We start from the raw sequence: 16,036 nt of genomic DNA, 5'->3' as shown, positions 1-16,036 counted from the left end.
CCGTCTCCGATTTGTTTCTCGGTGTAAGGTCTGCCCGCGATTTGCGCCGGCCCGTTTTCTTGTTGCCCTTCGCTCTGGTCATTCGGGCGGGGAGCACCCCAACGCTGGCGAGGAATCGACCCCTTGCCTTGCAAGGCCGAATCACGCGAAATACACTGGCGAGTGTCTCCCCAACAACCGGATGCTCGAATCCCGGAGGTTGGATTTACCCACGTTGCAATGGAGGCCGTGAACCTTGTCGGGACGGGGCGAGTCGTCGTCCGTGATGCTGACGTCTGAGGGTGAAGATCCCTCGCTAAAACGAAAGGTCGCATCCTGCCCGATATCGAGGCGATGGAGTCAACCGTGAGTCGAGACGAACCCGCCGAACCCTCATCCCCTGGGGCCGGTGTCGAGGAGATTTTGGAGGAACTCTCACTGACGCCTCCGTTCCTGCCCGATCACCCGCCGCTGTATCGCCACCTCGACCCGGCGGCGGCGCTCGCGTTTCGGACGCCGTTGCAGGAGCACACGCCGGCGGCGGATACGAAGGCGGCCGCGATCCTCACGGCGCTCGGGATCATGTTTCCGCTGCTCGCGAAATTTGGATCGCAGCTCTCGCACATCCTCTGGCGATTCGCGTATGAGCCGATGACGTTCTGGACGATCCTCGTGACCGTGGCGGCCTGGGTGGCGCTGGTCGGGTTCGTGGTCGCGTCGGTCGCCGCGCTGGTCCAGGCGTTCCGGACCTTCTCCCCGAGGCTCCCAAGGGCCGAGCCGAGCCTCGCGTTCTTCGGGGATATCGCCTCGCTCAGCCGAGAGCAGTATCTCGAGGCGGTCGCCGGTCTCACGCACGACCAGGCGTTGCAGAACATCCTCTCGTATAATCATAATCTGTCGAAAATCTGCGTGGAGAAGTTCGCCCAGTTGCGGTGGGCGCTCCAGCTCTTCGAGTGGGCCTTCGGCTGCTGGCTGGTCCTGATCCTCCTGATCGGCTCCCACGAATTCCATTGATGCCCATGTCGAAGCACGAAGAAACCGATCGCGAGACCTTGCGGTTGCTGGGGCCGGCCCGCTTGGCGTACTTTACGCCCGTGCGGGAGTACCCTCCGCTCGGGGACAAGAAGGCGAGCACGCTCCTGTCCGTCACCGCCGTGATGATCACCTGCGTGAGCCTGTTCTCTTCGAGGCTGGAGATGCTCCTGCACGGGAACGATCTCCTGGGCTGGTCCACGACCTTCGTCCTGGTCGTCTGGTTTGCCGTGTTGCTCCTCTGTGGATGGAACGCATACGTCGCGTTGACGTTGCCGATCCCGCTCCCGCCGCTGCCCGACCACGAGCCACAGTCTCTGGCGTTCTTCAAGGTGATCGCCGCGACCGCGCCCGAAGACTACGCGCGCGAGATCCGGGGGATGTCGCATGGGCGGGCTTTGCGAGACATCCTCCACTACAACTACAGCCTGGCGACCCTCAGCGTGGCGAAATTCCGAGCGATCCAACGATCCGTGCGCTACCTATGCATTGCGTTTTCGCTCTGGATCGTGCTGATGCTCCTGATCGCCCTTTGTGGGAAGATTCATCCCGAGGGGCACCTCCCCAATAAGCCGTCGCCCGCGCATTCGACACCTTCGCATGTCGGGCATGGCCATTCCTGAGGCGCCCACCCACGCCACGAGCGAACGTCCGGTTGGCTTCGGGCTCATCGAGGCGGGGGATTGGCGGGGACGTTGAGCTCGGCGCGGAGGGCACGCCAATGCTCGGCTTCTTCGCGCTTTTGGCGGGCGTCATAGTGGGCGACGATGCGGTCGAGTGACAGTTGCAGGCGGAGCGGCGGGAGGCCTGGGGCCTTCTTCAAACTCGAGTAGGCGTCGAGGAGGAGGGGCTCGGCCTCGTCGTAGCGGCCGAGTTTCGTGAGGCAGGCGCCGAGGAGGCTCTCGGTATGGGCCGTTTCCCAGCGCCCGGCGGGCAGGAGCGAGCGGCGGATCTGGAGGGCCTCGCGGAGGATCGGCTCGGCCTCCTTGGGCTTGCCGTTGTCGGTCAGGGCCCAACCGAGGGCGGAGAGGGTCCGCGCGAGCTCGAGCGGCTCTCGAGCGACTGATCTCCGCACGCTGAGGAGCTCGCGGAGCAGGGACTCGGCCTGCCCGACTTCGGCCTGGTCGAGGAGGTTTTCGGTCAAGGCCTGGGTCGCCTCATGCGTCCTCGGATGTTCCTCCCCTTGGACGCGGCGGCGGCTCTCGAAGGCCTGGCGGAAGAGGGGCTCCGCTTCGCGGGCCTTCCCCTGGCGGGTCAGGGCGCCGGCGAGGTTTTCGAGGGCCTCGAACGTCGCCGGGTGGTTGGGACCCTGGGTGCGTCTGCGGCTCTCGACGACCTGGCGGAAAAGGGGCTCGGCCTCGTTGGCGCGGTCGAGTGGCCCGATGAGTAACCAGGCGAGGTGATTGAGGGCCGAGAGGGTCTCGGGATGGTCCGGACCCTGGACTCTCCGGCGGTCGTCCACGAGCCGACGGAGCATCGTCTCGGACTCGGCGGGCTTGCCCACGTCCGTGAGGGCTCTCGCGAGGAGGTCGACGGAGGCGAGGGTGTCGGCGTGCTCGGCCCCCTGGAGGCGTCGGCGGTCCTCGGCGACTTCGAAGAGGAGTGTCTCGGCCTCCTCGGGCTTGCCGAGGTGAATGAGGAGCAGCGAGAGATTCTCGATGGCTTTGAGCGTGTCGGGGTGGTCGGGCCTCTCGATCCGTTTCCGGTCCTCGACGAGCTTGCGGAGGAGCCGCTCGGCCTCCTCGGGCTTCCCCAGGGACTCGCCGAGCAGGATCGCCAGGCTGTTGATCGAGGCCAGGGTCTCGAGATTCTCGGCGCCCAGGGAACGTGTGCGGACCTCGACGACCTTGCGGAGCAAGGGCTCCGCCTCATCCGGGCGACCGAGGTCCCGAAGGGCGATGGCCAGGCTGTTCATGGCCGAGAGGGTGTCGGGGTGTTCGGGACCCTCGATCCGCCGGAAGTCGTCGACGACCTTTCGGAGCTGCGGCTCGGCCTCGATGGCCCGGCCGAGGTCGATGAGCACGATCGCGTGTTGCTCGAGCGCCTTGAGGGTGTCGGGGTGTTCAGCCCCCTGGATGCGTCTCCGGTCGGAGATGACCTGGCGGAGGAGCCGCTCGGCCTTGTGGTCCTGGCCGAGCGAATGATAGGTCTCGACGATCGTCGTGCGGATCTCAAGCTCGTGTTCCGGGCGGTCGGCGAGCGTCTCGCTGAGGTGGACGAGCGCCCGGTCGAGGACTTCTTCGACCGAGACCCGGTGCTTGAGGGTGTTGTCGACCGGGTCGGCGTGACTCAGGAGATGTCGCAGGAAGTCGTTGACGGCCTCCGACTTTTCCGCCGCCCGCTTCGCCTCGGCACCCGACTTCTCGGCCTGGGTCCGGGCCGCTTCCGCTTCTCGATGATGGAGGACCGCCTCGGCGCGTCGGGCTTCGACGTCCTTCAGGGCTGCCTGGAGCTTCAGGTTCGCCTCGATGACCTTCGCGGCGTTCGCCTCGGCCTGGGCCCGGAGTTGCTCGGCACCGTGGCGTGACTTCTCGATGCTCCAGAACTCGAAGACGATCCCGGCGTTGACGAGGAGCCCGAAGAGGACCGCCGCGGCGAACCAGACTCGATTGCGCCGGACGAATTTGCCGAGCACATACCGCGTCGTCAGCGGTTGGGCCGAGACGAGCTCGCCCCTCTGCCAGTGCTGGAGGTCGCTCGCCAGGGCACCCGCGGTCGCGTATCGACGCGACGGGTCTTTCTCCATGCACTTCGCCACGATCGACTCGAGGTCCCGGGCGATCCCGATGTGGTGCTTGCGGATCCGGTCGGCCTCCACCGAGGTGATCCGGCGCATCAGCTCAGGGGTCGGCGTCGACTCGTCGGCGTCGTAGAGCCGTCGGAGCGTCAGGAGCTCCCAGAGGGTGGCGCCGAGGCTATAGACGTCGCTCCGGCAATCGATCTCGCCGACGGAGAGGACCTGTTCGGGGCTCGCGTAGCGCAGGGTCCCCACGAACTGCCGGGTCCGGGTCAGCCGACCGTCGACGTCGTCGGCGAGTTGGGCGAGGCCGAGGTCCATCAGGACGGCCTGCGAACCATCGGCCAGGACCATGATGTTGCCGGGCTTGATGTCGCGATGGATGACGCCGGCCATGTGGAGTGCGTCGGCGGCGAGGGCCGTCTGGCGCATGAGCTCGACGACCTGGCGGACGTAGCCGCGGTCGGCCGTCGACTGCGGCGAGACGCCCGACACACCTTGCCGGACCCCGGGGGCCGGGTTGGACGCCCCGCTTGCTCCCAGCGGCTTCTCCGAGCGCCTGGAAGCCTCGCAGGCCGTGCCCAGCGAGGCCTGCCAGGTCTCGAGGTCGATGCACGATGCGCTCGACGTCTGGGAGTGTAGCCGCTCGCAGATCGCGGCCATCGTGACGCCTTCGACGAGCTCCATGGTGTAGAAGCTCGGATCCTCGTCAAAACCCGACGTGAAGATCTTCACCAGGTGCGGGTGGTCGACTCGGCCCAGGGCGCGGATCTCGCGGTGGAAACGGGCGCGGGCCCTGGCATCGTCGGCTCTCGAGATCATCTTCAAGGCAACCTGACGACCGAGCGAAGGCTGCCAGGCCCGGTAGACTTTCCCCATGTTTCCGTGTCCGAGCTCGCTGAGGAGCTCGAACTCGCCGACCTTCCGGCCGTTGCCGGGGTTCGGGGCCGTCGCCTCAGCCCCTTGGCCTTCGTCGACGACCGTGGGGGGAGGCGGGGGTGAGGTCAAGGACTCGACCGTCCCCTCGTCGAACTCGACGCCGAGGACCAGGGCCAGGAGCTGTCGATGCTCGCCCTCGAGTTCGGCACGCTCCTCGTGCATTCCCGTTGTATAGCAGAGGTATTCGCAACGCTGCCGAGTTCGTCTGGCATTCAGGAAGAGGATGTCGTCCAGCTTCGGCTCATAGACGACCAGTGGGCTCAGTTTCGACGGGGGAGGATGTTCGGTGGGAAGAGAGGACGAGGTGTCGTCAGTCTGGGGCGCCAGTTCCGACCTGACGGCATAAACCTGTCCCGGGCGGTAATGTCCCGAATCCGGGTCTGAGGCGAGTCGCTCGAGCGACTCGAGCCGACGCGCCGACTCCCCGGCGAGGAGATAGCGGTCGATCAGGAAGTTCCCCGACTTCTGGAGTCGGATTTCGTCGATGTACACGAGTCGGCGGCCGGCCAGGACGTCGACTCGGTCGAGCAGCTCGGCGATGCCGACGAGCATCGTCCGACCCATCGCCTCATAAAACTCCCCCAGGCGAATGCCGGTGGCGCCCTGGCCGAGCTCTCGATTCCGGTAGCGGATCACCCGGTCGAACAGGTCGGCGAGGCGGACGGTCCCCCTCGACGTTTCCTGGACCCCGAGCGCCTCGCCGAGCGCACGGTCGAGTTCCACGACCAGCGGCAAGTCGCTTCGAGGCTTGCGGTCGAGGAGCTCGATGCGGATCCTCCGGAATCCCGGGTCGCCCGAGTCGGCGAGGATCGGGATGAGCCGGCGAGTCAACGCCCACCAATCTCCGAGCGAAGGCCTCGCCAGCTTCTTGAGGGATTCGATCAGCTCCGCGTCATGGTCCGGTAGGTCGGCGTACGCCATGACCGCGACCGAGCCGAGGAGCTTCAAAGCCGCTTCCCAGAGATAGCAGGCGGCATTGTGGCGTTCAGTCGGTGCCTTGGCGTTGAAGGCGCGGCGGTAGAGCTTGCCCAGCGGGAGGGGCAGACTCCGTGCCAGGTCCTCGTTGCACAGCGATCCGTACACGAAACCTCGTCTCCCACCCGACTCGGAAGCGATACGGCCCGAAACGCCGCGACGCCGCCTCCGCCTCATAACATACGCATCGTGCGCAACGATTGTCCAAGGGAATGCCGGATCCGTATGCGTTGCAGTTCTGGGCCGGGTGGATCGCGCCAAGTGTTGCCGAGCCAACAGGATAGAAGATCGGTCGGGGCCCGTCCTGGCGGGCGTCGATGGCGACAGCCATAATGGGTCTTGGGACGGAAACCTACCCGCGCACCCCGAAGGGGTCCTCAAGCGTCATGGCCGGACGCAGCCGAACCAAGCAGCGCTATGACTCGCTCCGGAACTCGGGCCACGTCCTGAGGCGGATGGCCCCATGGGTCCGCTTCGGTGTCTTCAGCGCCGGGCTGTCGCTCTTCATGGATCAGGTCCGCCCGATGCTCTCCGACGCACAGTTCACCTGGGGAGAGCGTCGGGTCATGGGGATCGTCGCGCTCTTCACCCTCGGAGGCTTCGGGCTCGGCGGTTGGGTGGCGGGTCGGCTGTTGCGGGCCTCGTCGGAGTTGATCGACCTCCTCATCGACGGGGCCGACGCGGCCTGGAGGACGGCCGACCTGATCGAGCTCCAAATGGTCCCGGCCCTGGGTAGGATCGCCCTGGCGCTAGAGCGCTCGGCGCCTCGGCCGGACGACGCGGACTCGTCGAAGGCCGTCGACGCCGTCCGCCGTGCGATCGCGGGGGGGCGTTGGGAGCAGGCCGAACGCCTCGTCTCGGGCCTCGCTCGAGACTTCCCCGGCTCTCCCGACGCCTCGACCTTGCGTGAAGATCTGGACGAGGCCCGCGGCGAGGTCGTCGCCCGCCTCCGCGAACGCCTCGACCAGGCCCGCGACGGCAACGACCCGATTCAGGCAATCGAGGTCCGGGACGAGCTCACCATGCATTTGCGTGGACAGGTCCTCTCCGATCTCGACCGCCAACTCTTGCGTTGGCTCGTCGCCTGGATCCGCCAGCGCTCCGGCTCGAAGATTGCGGGGAATGAATTGGCGACCTTGGTCTCGCGGATGGTCGAGAGTTTCGGGGAGAGCCCCGAAGGGATCGACCTCGCCGCCCTGCTCGCCAAGCTGAGGAAGGACGCCGGGCTTTGTCCCCGTTGCGGTCGCCCCTATCGCGGGCCCGACGCCGCGTGTCCCGTCTGCTTGACCGATCCCCGGGCGGCGCGCCCTTCGTCGACGTCCCGGGGACCGACCCCGAAGGATCTCCCATGAGCATCCGCCTGAAATGTCGATCGTGCGGCGCCGCGTATCTGACGTCCGACGACCAGGTCGGCCGCGAAGTCGCCTGTCCCAAGTGTGGGACCTCCCAGAAAGCGCCGACGACGGTCCTGCTACCCGCCGAAGCGCCCTCGGAGACGTCGGTTTTCATCCCCTCCACGGCCGAGGAGCGACGACCGGCCCGTCGACGACCGCTCGTCTGGTCCCTGGTGCTGCTGATCCCCGCCCTCGTGATCGCCGGGGTGGTGGCCTGGCCGAAGCTCCGGGCCTGGTGGCATCCCGTCCCCCCCGACCCGATCGCCGTCACGGCCGCGACCTTCCTCGACGCGGCTGTTGCCGGGGACGGCGAAGGTCTGAGTCGCGTCTCGACGGTTGCCGACCCGCCGGCGCTCCGCTCGTACCACGATGTCGCTCACGAGCCCGCCCGCGATGTTCGGGTCAAGGGGTCGTTCCGACCCATCGCCGCGCTCCACGCGCGAATCAACGAGACCTTCGAATACGACCCCGAGATCGGCCGATTCAAGACGCGTAATCCTCTCGGACCCGCCGCCGAGACTCTCGACGCTCTCCACGACGCCAAGGCCAAGGCCGAGCAGGACGACGTCTATAACAAGATCCAGAGCGGCGACCCCGAGGAGATCTTCGACGCGGCCGAGAACCTCGGAGGTGTCTTCAAGAAGATGGCCGAGGGCGTCCTGGCCCCGAAGAAGCTCGTGCCCACCTACGCACAGCTCATCCAGGACGCGAAGCCTCCCCTGCCCCCGGAGGAACGCGAGCTCGCGCTCGACTTTGGGACGAACCGCGAGACGTGGGACGCCCTGCTCAAGCGCCCGTTCCCCAGCCTCAAGGCCGACGGCCCCTTCGTCCTCGACCGCGCCGAGGTGACCGCCATGGTCGCCGACAAGCTCGCCTCGTCCGGCGACCCGCCGTCGAAGCTAATCCTGAAGCTCGTCCGCTTCCGACTCGAAGGTATCGACACCGGCTGGAAGGTCGTCTCCGCCCGTCGCGAGGGCATGGCCGAGCCCGTCCCCGCGCCGGTCGCTCCATCTGTCGAGACCGTCCCTGAAAAGCAATCTCGACCTTATGATGTGCCTTCCCCTTGAACTGATTCCGGGGTGACGACGAGTTCTCGCCTTCCCCCCTGTAGGCGGGGCACTCCTGCCCCGCATCCACGATCCTCCGTAAGGGCGAGCCGTCCGCGAGTTGTCGAGGTCGACTCCGGGGAGCGCGGGGCAAGCGTGCCCCGACCCCCCGGGGGGAGGTATGTGGTGCTCAGAGAATGAGCGGAGAACGCTTCTCCGCGGCTTCCTCCATGAACGACTGGCTGCGGGCGACGAGCTCTTCGGGGTCGGTGATCGTACCTTCGAGGATCAGGGTGTTCGCCCAGAGCTGGAGGGCACACTTCTTGATGAACTCATCCTGGTCGGGGTTGGCCGCGAGACGCGCAAGCCGTTTGATCAACGGTGCGGAGGGGTTGATCTCGAAGATCCGCGGGGTGGTCGGGAAGTCCTTTTGGCTCATCCGGAGGAGGCGCTGCATCTGGGTGCTGAGGCCACCTTCGGCGTTGACCAGGCAGCACGGGCTGTCGGTCAGGCGCTTGGATTCGCGGACCTCTTTGACGCGGTCGCCCAGTGCCGAGCGGATGAGCTCGATGACGCGGCCCAGGCCGGCCTTCGTCCCTTCGTCGGCTTCGGTCGGCTCCGGATCGGTGCCGGGCAACTCCAGGTCTTCGGAGTCGATCGAGGTCAGGGGGTGACCGTCGTAGGTCCCGAGATTGGTGACGACGAACTCGTCGATCGGATCCACGAGGTAGAGGACCTCGATCCCTCGACGCTGGAAGATCTCGAGGTTCGGGCTCTTCTTGATCGACGCCAGGTCGGGGCCGCCGAGGTAATAGATCGGCTTCTGGTCGGGGTGGGCCCGCTTGATGTAGTCGTCGAGCGAGGTTAGGCCCGAAGTCTCCGCGTGCGACGTGGTGAAGCGGAGGAGCTTGGCGATCCGCTCGCGGTTGGCGTGGTCGGTGGGGACCCCTTCCTTCAGGATCGCGCTGAACTGCTGGTAGAAGCCGAGATACTGGTCGGGCGACTCCTCGGCGAACTTCGTGAGGCGGTCGAGGACTCCCTTGACCAAGGTGGTCCGGATCCGCCGGATCACGGTGTTGTCCTGAAGCGTCTCTCGGGAGACGTTCAGGGGAAGGTCCTCGGAGTCGACGATCCCGTACAGGAACCGGAGATACTCGGGGAGGAGATCCTTGCAGTCATTCTGCACCAGGATCCGCTTGGCACAGAGGCTGACGCCGTGCTCGAGCCGGCCGAATCCCAGGGCTTCGATGTTCGTCGGCGGGCAGTACAGGATCGACCGGAACTGGATCGGCGAGTCGGCCGACAGGTGGAGGTGCCAGAGCGGAGACTCGTCCGAGTGGTGGGTCAGGTGCCGGTAGAACTGGGTGTATTGCTCCTCGGTCACCTGGCTCTTCGGCTCGACCCAGATTGGCTTCTGGTCGTTGACGACCTGGCCGTCGACCCGGATCGGGTGCGGGACGAAGCTCGAATACTTGCGGACGATCGACTTGATCCGAGAGTCTTCGGCGAAGTCCGCCACGTCTTCCTTGAGCTGGAGGATGATCTCGGTCCCTCGCCCAAGCCCTTCGGTCGGCGCGATCCGGAACGTCCCGGAGCCGTCCGACTCCCACTCCCACCCTTCGGGCCCCTTGTAACTCCGGGTCCGGACGCGAACGGTGTCTGCGAGCATGAACGCCGAGTAGAAGCCGACGCCGAACTGCCCGATGAGCGAGAGGTCGGACTTCTCTCGGCTCGCCACCGTCTTGAGGAACTCGAGCGAACCGCTGTGCGCGATCGTCCCCAGGTTCGTCACGAGCTCCTCGTGCGTCATCCCGATGCCGTTGTCGCGGATGATGAGCTGACGTGCCTCTTTATTTCCCTCGATCGCGATCTCGAGCGGGACGCTATCGCGCTGGGATTCGTCGGTCAACGCCACGTAACGCATCTTGTCGAGCGCATCCGACGCATTCGAGATCAGCTCGCGGACGGCGATCTCCTTGCTCTGATAGAGCGAGTGCGCGAGCAGATGCAGCAGTTGCTTGATCTCGGCCTGAAATGTGAATTCTTGCTGATCCGGGGCGGCTGACATCGGGCAACCTCTTGATGCGTGAAACGGGGCGTCGTGTCACGATGAGGGGATGGTCGAATCCCAGGCTTAACGCCTCGCCGGCTCCGGCTAGGATCGATGGGCCGGCACGGAGCCTTTCCCATTCCCGGGACGCAAGCGACGTACCAACCTTGGGAGGCTGCTCAAGTCCAGGATCCGAAATGACTTGTGGGGAGTGGCTGTTTTGGGTCGGGGAGAGATCGGCTGCCATCCGCGTCGAATCCGCGAATCGACTGACAAAATGGCATGAAACCCGCTCGCCGAAACTTGGTGGATCCCAGCCATCGTGTCGCCGCTCGAGCCGGCGTCGATCCGAACGGCGGTAGGCCGGGGAGGTTCGGAAATGGAAAAAGAACCGTTTGACATCGACGAGGCCTTCCGCAGGCTTCGCCGGGCGGTCGAGGGGCTGACCAAGGCTGCGATGTTCGACCTGCGCGACCGAGGATTCGGCGCGCCGTTCGAGCAGTTGGTCGGGAGCCTGATCTCGGCCAGGACGCGTGACGAAACGACCCTGGCCATCTGCCTGCGACTCTTCGCCAAGGCCAGGACCCCCGACGAAACCCGGGCCCTGGGGGCCGACGGCCTGACCCGAGAGCTCCACGGGGCCGCGTTCGCCGACGTCAAGGCCCGGGACATCCTCGAGCTCTCTCGCCGAATCGCCGAGGAGCACGGGGGGCAGGTCCCGGACACGCTCGAAGGGCTGACCGCATTCCGAGGCGTCGGGCCGAAGATCGCGGCACTCACGCTGGCGGTCGGCTTCGACAAACCCGCCATCGCGGTCGATGTCCACGTCCATCGGATCACGAACCGCTGGGGATACGTCGAGACTACCTCGCCGGACGCCACCGCGAAGGCCCTCGCGGAAAGGCTCCCGAAGCGTTACTGGATTGAGATCAACGAGCGGCTGGTTCCATTCGGAAAACATGGCTGCACATCAAGCCGACCGAAATGCGCGAGCTGCCTGCTTCTGAGCATGTGCTGGCAGGTCGGGGTCGAGGATCCCCGCTAATTTCTGTTCCGGAACCCAGGCTTTTTCTGCGGAATCTGGTTGATATGGTGCTGAGTAGATCTGTGTAGAGCGGGCTCTGTCCACCAGGCCTTCCGCTATGTCGGTGGGCGATGCCCACCCTACGAAATGCTCGGACTCAGAGGCGGGGAACGCCGAGCCTGCGGCTCAAAAACTTGCATTCCGAAAAAACAAGTTTTCATGCAAGTGTTATGATGGGCGGGCTTCGGAAGGGTTTCGACCCGTTTTCAGCCGTCCCGCCAGCGCCTCGGTGGGACGGATTCGAAACGGCCGGTGGGGGCGCTGAACTTGATGCCGACTTGCCAGAGGAGGTCGGGCTGGTGCTTGGCGAGGAGGTACTTCATGACGACCTCGTCGGAGGGGGGCATGCCGGGGTCCTGGAAGACGACGCAGAGTCGGGCCTCGGGTCGATAAGTTTTGGCGTCCCAGACTTCGATCAGGCCGTGAGGTCGGCGCGGGATTCGGTAGAACTTGCCGCCGTTCTGGACGGTCACGCAGTCGAACCGGCAGAACTCGTCGAATTCCTTGGGTTCGACGACGTCGCGGACGAGCTCGGCGGCGACGAGCTCAGGGACGCCGCTCTGATAGGCGGTGTCGTCGAGCTGCATCGGCTCGTCCTCGCGGGTCGGCTGGGGGGTGCTCTTCCCCTCGATGACCCGGAAGATCTCCCACTCCACGAGACGAGCGTAACCGGCCCGGAGTGCGGCGCTGGAAATGACCATCTGGGGGAAAGAACCGGCGATGCGGACGACCTCGTGCGCGAAGGCGTTCGCCTCGCGCTGGAGCTTGGCCATCCAGAATCGCGGGGTCTCGGCGCGGTCGCTCTCGCTGTAGCGGAAAGGGCGCGGGCCGACGTCGGGGATGACGAGGTCGGTCTGCTCCCCGTTCTGCTTCAAGGCGCGGAGGACCTCATCGTACGTCGCCTCGCCGTCGACGAACTGTTTGGCGGCGTCGTTTTGATGAGTGTTCTTGACGCGGACGACGCGATAGCTCGGACGGGCCCGGAAGATGACCTCGCGGGCCCGGGGATCGACGCGACTCCGTTCGTCGGTGACGTCGAGCTCCCAGCGGAGATAACCGGTGCGAATCATGGGGCATCAGGCGTGAGGAGGCGGAGCCGAGTCGCCGGCCCGATCGTCGGCGACGGCGAGTCCGGCTCGACGCGGGCTCGGGTAATCATCCCCCCTGGATCGCCGGGACGAGGAGGATTTCGGGCGCGGTGGCGTCGAACTCACGGATCGGCCGGGTCTGGCCGGGCCCGTCGAGCCGGAACGCAAGACGGCCGGGGGTGAAGTGTTCGGCGAAGGCCGACTCGGCATCGGCGATCGTCTCGGGGCGCTTCGAGTCCCACTCGGCCAGGCAGAGGTCGCCGTGGCCGGTCTTGAGCAGGCGCAGCTTTGCCATCGTGGGGTCCACTCCGTTACGTTCCGTCCCTCGCGGTCCCGCCGCCGCAGGATCAGCCTGCCGACGGCCCGTCGGACGGTCTCATTGTACCGAGTGTAAGGACCCCGGGCCAACATCGATCTCGGTGTTCTGGGCCCTCGAGCCCTCCGGAGCACCTTCCTCCCGAGTTCAGCCCCGAGGGTGGAAGAGGCGACGATACCAGTCGAACAACGGATCGAGCTTCGCCGAGTACGGGAAGAGCTGCGGGCGGAACCCGCCAGCCCGTCGGCCGAGGACGACGTGGGGCTGGACGAACTCGCGGAGCCCGACCGGCCCGTGCGTCCGGCCGAAGCCGCTCGCCTTGGTCCCGCCGAATGGGGCCGAGGCGTGGCCGATCGGGGTGACGGCGTCGTTGATCGTGACCGTCCCCGCCTCGATTTGCTCGGCGACCTCGCGAGCCCGACGAAGGTCGCGGCCCCAGACGCTCGCCGCGAGGCCGAACGGGCCGGCGTTCGCCGAGGCGACCGCCTCGGCCACGTCGGCAACCCCTCGCACGAGCACAACCGGGCCGAAGACGCCCGAGAGGACCGCCTCGGGCCCGGCGTCCTGGGCGGAAAGCACCGTCGGGCTGTAGAACCAGCCGGGGCCGGGATGGGCCTCGCCCCCGGCGACGACCGTCGCCCCCGCCGCGACAGTTCGGCGGATCGTGGCGTCGAACCGCGCTCGCGCAGACTCCGAGATCATCGGCCCGACGTCGACCATCGACGCCGACGGGTCGCCGATACGAAGGGCACATGCCTGCGTCGCCAGGCGTTCGACCCAAGGGGTCGGGTCGCCGACCACGTAAACCCGCTTCACCGCGACGCAGGTCTGGCCGCAACCGACGAAGGCACCCCAGACGATGGCTCGCGCCGTCGACTCGAGGGGGGCGTCGGGAAGGACGATCGCCGGGTCGAAGCCCGACAACTCCGCGACGGCCGGGATCCCTCGCCCGGCGAGCGTTTCGAGCACGCGACGTCCGTTCTCGAGGCCTCCCGTGAAGACCCCCTTATCCAGCGGCGCCTCGACGAGGGCCCGGCCGACCTCCGCCCCGCCGACGACGGCTGAGACCAACCCGTCGGGGAATCCGGCCTTATCCGCGGTCTCCTGGATCGCCTCGCCGACCGCCGTCGCCAGCTCCGAGGGTTTCCAGACGACGGCGTTTCCCGTCGCGAGCGCCTGGGCGATGACCGGGGCGTTGAGGAAGACGGGGTAGTTCCAGGTCCCGATCATCCCGACGACGCCCAAAGGCCGGTGGCGGAGGGCTGCGGAAGGCATCAGCATCAACCGCTGCCAACCGGGCCCGATCCGCTCGTCGCGAAGCGTGGAGCCTCCATGGCGCACGGTCCATCGGATCGCGTCGAGGCTGATGACGACCTCCGCCATCGCCTCGTTCGAAGGCTTCCCGATCTCCTTGCGGATGAGTTCCGCGAAGCGATCGGACTCGGCGGAAAGAATCCCCCACCAGCGTCGGAGGACCTTGCGACGCTCCGTCCAGGGCTGCCGCGCCCACTCGCGCTGGGCCGAGCGAGCCCGCCCCACGACCTCGGCGACGGCTCCCGGCGGGGTCGTCGCGATCCGTCCGATCTCATCCCCGTCGGCCGGATTCCTCGCGATCAAGACCTCTTCACGCGTCGGCAACTCCGTGCGGGTATCCAAGGGTGGAGGCTCCGGTGGTGGCTTGGTCGAGGGGCGAGACTCTGCCGATGGTTTGTCATGCGGACTTCGATACCGAAGGGGAAGGTGAGCCGGCCTTCCCATATGCGGTGCCCCGCCAGGTCACCTGCCCGGTCAAGACCATCCGAATCGATCGGAAGAGGATCCAGTCCATGACGAGGTTGGCCAGCGGGAACCAGGCCACATATCGGGATCGAGGGACTGACATATCATAGACCCGCCGCAAGACGGTGTAGGTCAGGATATGGTGGACGACCGCCATGGCCAGGAGGGTCAACGGGAATGCCCCGAGGTCGCCCGAGACGAGTAATCCGATCGCGATCACGAGGGACACGTGCCCGGACTGGCTGAAGATCAAGGGGTCGAGCACGCGCCCGACCAGCCTCAAGGTGCTGCGCCCGAGTGCGTCGTAGAGGATCCGGCTCCACCCTCGGATGAGTTGGTCGAGCGAGGCGTACATCCGGGTCGACCCGATCCCCTGGGCCAGGGCGACGCGGATCGGGAAGCCGAGCGACTTCACGCGCTCCGCCATCGCGATATCCTCGACGAACCGGTCGCGGACCGCATGGTGGCCCCCCGCGGCATCGTAGGCGTCGCGCCTGATGAGGATGTACTGGCCATTGGCGAAGGCCAGCGAGCTCCGGTCGCTGTTGACGAGGAAGAGCGGGTACGATTGCATCAGGACGATGCCCGCGAGGGGCTGGACGACGTTCTCCCAGAACGTTTCGCAGCGCAGTTCGGGGATGAGGCTCGCGAGGGCCGCCCCCCTCGACGTGGCGTACTCCATCACGATGGAGAGGTTCTCGGGAGCGTGCCGCGTGTCCGAGTCGAGGAACCAGAACCACTCGCCTCGGGCGTGTTCCTTCGCAACCTGGAGGGCATGCGTCTTGCCGGTCCAACCTTCGGGGAGGTTCTCGATCGTGTGGACGCGGACCCGAGGGTCCTTCGCGGCGAACGTGCGCGCGATGTCGGCGGTCCCGTCGGTGCTCCGGTCGTCGACGACGATGATTTCGAGGTTCGGGTACGACTGGGCACAGACCGACGCGAGGCAGTCGCCCAGGGTCGTTTCCTCGTCCTTCGCCGGGATCAGCGCGGTGACGAGCGGCGGGTCGGGCCCTTCGTAGCGCGGCGATTCGGGAGTCAGCAGGTCGATCCTCCGATAGACATACCAGAGGACCAGGTGTCGGATCGGCCAGATGGCGATGATCGCAGCGTAGACCCAAAGGATCGTCCGTTGGGTCGTCGTCATGGTTTGGACTCGCTGGGGTCGGATTCGAGGGGGGGTAAGGTTTCGAGCTCGCCGGCCCTGGGCAGTGCCAGGAAGCCGAGGGCGAGGGCCGCGACCCAGAAGGGGCTGACGGCGTCGAGGCGGGGCCGGATCGTCCAGCCGTAGGCCAGGCCGAGCGGGACTGCCAGGGCCCCGACGACCGCGGCCCGTAGATGGGCACGATAGAACCGCTCATCGCGTTCGGCGCGGTCGAGGAAGCTCGTGCCGAGGCTCCCGGATCTCCTGATCGCGTAACTCAGGATCGCCAGCACGGCCAGGGCCCCGAGCATGGCGCGTCGCACGTTTTCGGGGGCGCGCCAGGCCGCGGCGCCGTCGCGCCAACGAAGCAGCAAGCCGCTCAACGCAATGGCGGCGCCGACCCCGATCAGCACGTTCAAGACGGCCGATCGGGTCCGTTCCAGGCAGGCCCGGGGCGATGTCTCGGGCGTGGTCAT

General features: G+C 66.6%; 12 protein-coding genes. 5 read left to right on the top strand and 7 right to left on the bottom strand.

Annotation, left to right across the window (positions count from 1 at the left end; translation table 11 throughout):
• Nucleotides 1–345: 345 nt before the first annotated feature.
• Both ACYOEI_RS02140 and ACYOEI_RS02135 read left to right on the top strand, forming a co-directional pair.
• Nucleotides 346–993, top strand: a complete 648-nt coding sequence (locus ACYOEI_RS02140) for a Pycsar system effector family protein (RefSeq protein WP_462847613.1) — start codon at nt 346–348, stop codon at nt 991–993.
• Nucleotides 993–1,634, top strand: coding sequence for a Pycsar system effector family protein (locus ACYOEI_RS02135; protein ID WP_462847612.1), 642 nt, complete (start codon nt 993–995; stop codon nt 1,632–1,634). Before ACYOEI_RS02140 ends, ACYOEI_RS02135 begins: the two co-directional genes overlap by 1 nt.
• 44 nt (nt 1,635–1,678) lie before the next feature.
• Here the strand turns inward: ACYOEI_RS02135 and ACYOEI_RS02130 are convergent, their stop codons facing one another.
• Nucleotides 1,679–5,770 (bottom strand): tetratricopeptide repeat protein, encoded by a 4,092-nt coding sequence (locus ACYOEI_RS02130; protein WP_462847610.1) that lies wholly within the window; start codon nt 5,768–5,770, stop codon nt 1,679–1,681.
• A gap of 278 nt (nt 5,771–6,048) precedes the next feature.
• On the opposite strand from ACYOEI_RS02130, the gene ACYOEI_RS02125 reads away from it, so the two are divergent.
• Nucleotides 6,049–7,014 carry a hypothetical protein gene (locus ACYOEI_RS02125; RefSeq protein WP_462847609.1) on the top strand — a complete coding sequence of 322 codons (966 nt, stop codon included), beginning with the start codon at nt 6,049–6,051 and terminating at the stop codon, nt 7,012–7,014.
• A complete protein-coding gene (locus tag ACYOEI_RS02120) occupies nt 7,011–8,123 on the top strand; it encodes a zinc ribbon domain-containing protein (protein ID WP_462847608.1) in 1,113 nt (370 codons plus the stop codon). The genes ACYOEI_RS02125 and ACYOEI_RS02120 overlap by 4 nt, the downstream gene beginning before the upstream one ends.
• A 169-nt stretch (nt 8,124–8,292) precedes the next feature.
• Here the strand turns inward: ACYOEI_RS02120 and htpG are convergent, their stop codons facing one another.
• Entirely contained in the window at nt 8,293–10,170 is a 1,878-nt protein-coding gene (gene htpG / locus ACYOEI_RS02115; RefSeq protein WP_462847607.1) for a molecular chaperone HtpG, read from the bottom strand.
• 361 nt (nt 10,171–10,531) lie between these two features.
• Between htpG and ACYOEI_RS02110 the strand changes: the two genes are divergently transcribed.
• Nucleotides 10,532–11,197 carry an endonuclease III domain-containing protein gene (locus ACYOEI_RS02110; RefSeq protein ID WP_462847606.1) on the top strand — a complete coding sequence of 222 codons (666 nt, stop codon included), beginning with the start codon at nt 10,532–10,534 and terminating at the stop codon, nt 11,195–11,197.
• A 245-nt stretch (nt 11,198–11,442) separates the two neighbouring features.
• Here ACYOEI_RS02110 and ACYOEI_RS02105 read toward each other — a convergent pair whose 3' ends face one another.
• The 5 genes from ACYOEI_RS02105 to ACYOEI_RS02085 all read right to left on the bottom strand — a co-directional run bounded on the left by ACYOEI_RS02105 (nt 11,443) and on the right by ACYOEI_RS02085 (nt 16,036).
• Entirely contained in the window at nt 11,443–12,306 is an 864-nt protein-coding gene (locus ACYOEI_RS02105) for a hypothetical protein (RefSeq protein WP_462847605.1), read from the bottom strand.
• 85 nt (nt 12,307–12,391) lie between these two features.
• Nucleotides 12,392–12,619 (bottom strand): hypothetical protein, encoded by a 228-nt coding sequence (locus ACYOEI_RS02100; RefSeq protein WP_462847604.1) that lies wholly within the window; start codon nt 12,617–12,619, stop codon nt 12,392–12,394.
• 168 nt (nt 12,620–12,787) lie between these two features.
• The gene (locus tag ACYOEI_RS02095) at nt 12,788–14,296 is read right to left on the bottom strand and encodes an aldehyde dehydrogenase family protein (RefSeq protein ID WP_462847603.1); all 1,509 of its coding nucleotides are present in this window, start codon (nt 14,294–14,296) and stop codon (nt 12,788–12,790) included.
• Between the two features lie 55 nt (nt 14,297–14,351).
• The gene (locus tag ACYOEI_RS02090; protein WP_462847602.1) at nt 14,352–15,563 is read right to left on the bottom strand and encodes a glycosyltransferase; all 1,212 of its coding nucleotides are present in this window, start codon (nt 15,561–15,563) and stop codon (nt 14,352–14,354) included.
• A complete protein-coding gene (locus ACYOEI_RS02085; protein ID WP_462847601.1) occupies nt 15,560–16,036 on the bottom strand; it encodes a hypothetical protein in 477 nt (158 codons plus the stop codon). The genes ACYOEI_RS02090 and ACYOEI_RS02085 overlap by 4 nt, the downstream gene beginning before the upstream one ends.

The sequence above is a fragment of the Singulisphaera rosea genome (assembly GCF_054877945.1).
The sequence above is the reverse complement of the archived record's forward strand: the minus strand, read 5'-3'. Positions and strand labels throughout refer to the sequence as shown.

Bases quoted from the DNA above. Each gene is read 5' to 3' on its own strand.
- ACYOEI_RS02135 (WP_462847612.1), top strand. From the start codon at position 993: ATGCCCATGTCGAAGCACGAAGAAACCGATCGCGAGACCTTGCGGTTG.
- ACYOEI_RS02125 (WP_462847609.1), top strand. From the start codon at position 6,049: ATGGCCGGACGCAGCCGAACCAAGCAGCGCTATGACTCGCTCCGGAAC.
- ACYOEI_RS02120 (WP_462847608.1), top strand. From the start codon at position 7,011: ATGAGCATCCGCCTGAAATGTCGATCGTGCGGCGCCGCGTATCTGACG.
- htpG (WP_462847607.1), bottom strand. From the start codon at position 10,170: ATGTCAGCCGCCCCGGATCAGCAAGAATTCACATTTCAGGCCGAGATC.
- ACYOEI_RS02110 (WP_462847606.1), top strand. From the start codon at position 10,532: ATGGAAAAAGAACCGTTTGACATCGACGAGGCCTTCCGCAGGCTTCGC.
- ACYOEI_RS02105 (WP_462847605.1), bottom strand. From the start codon at position 12,306: ATGATTCGCACCGGTTATCTCCGCTGGGAGCTCGACGTCACCGACGAA.
- ACYOEI_RS02100 (WP_462847604.1), bottom strand. From the start codon at position 12,619: ATGGCAAAGCTGCGCCTGCTCAAGACCGGCCACGGCGACCTCTGCCTG.
- ACYOEI_RS02090 (WP_462847602.1), bottom strand. From the start codon at position 15,563: ATGACGACGACCCAACGGACGATCCTTTGGGTCTACGCTGCGATCATC.
- ACYOEI_RS02085 (WP_462847601.1), bottom strand. From the start codon at position 16,036: ATGACCACGCCCGAGACATCGCCCCGGGCCTGCCTGGAACGGACCCGA.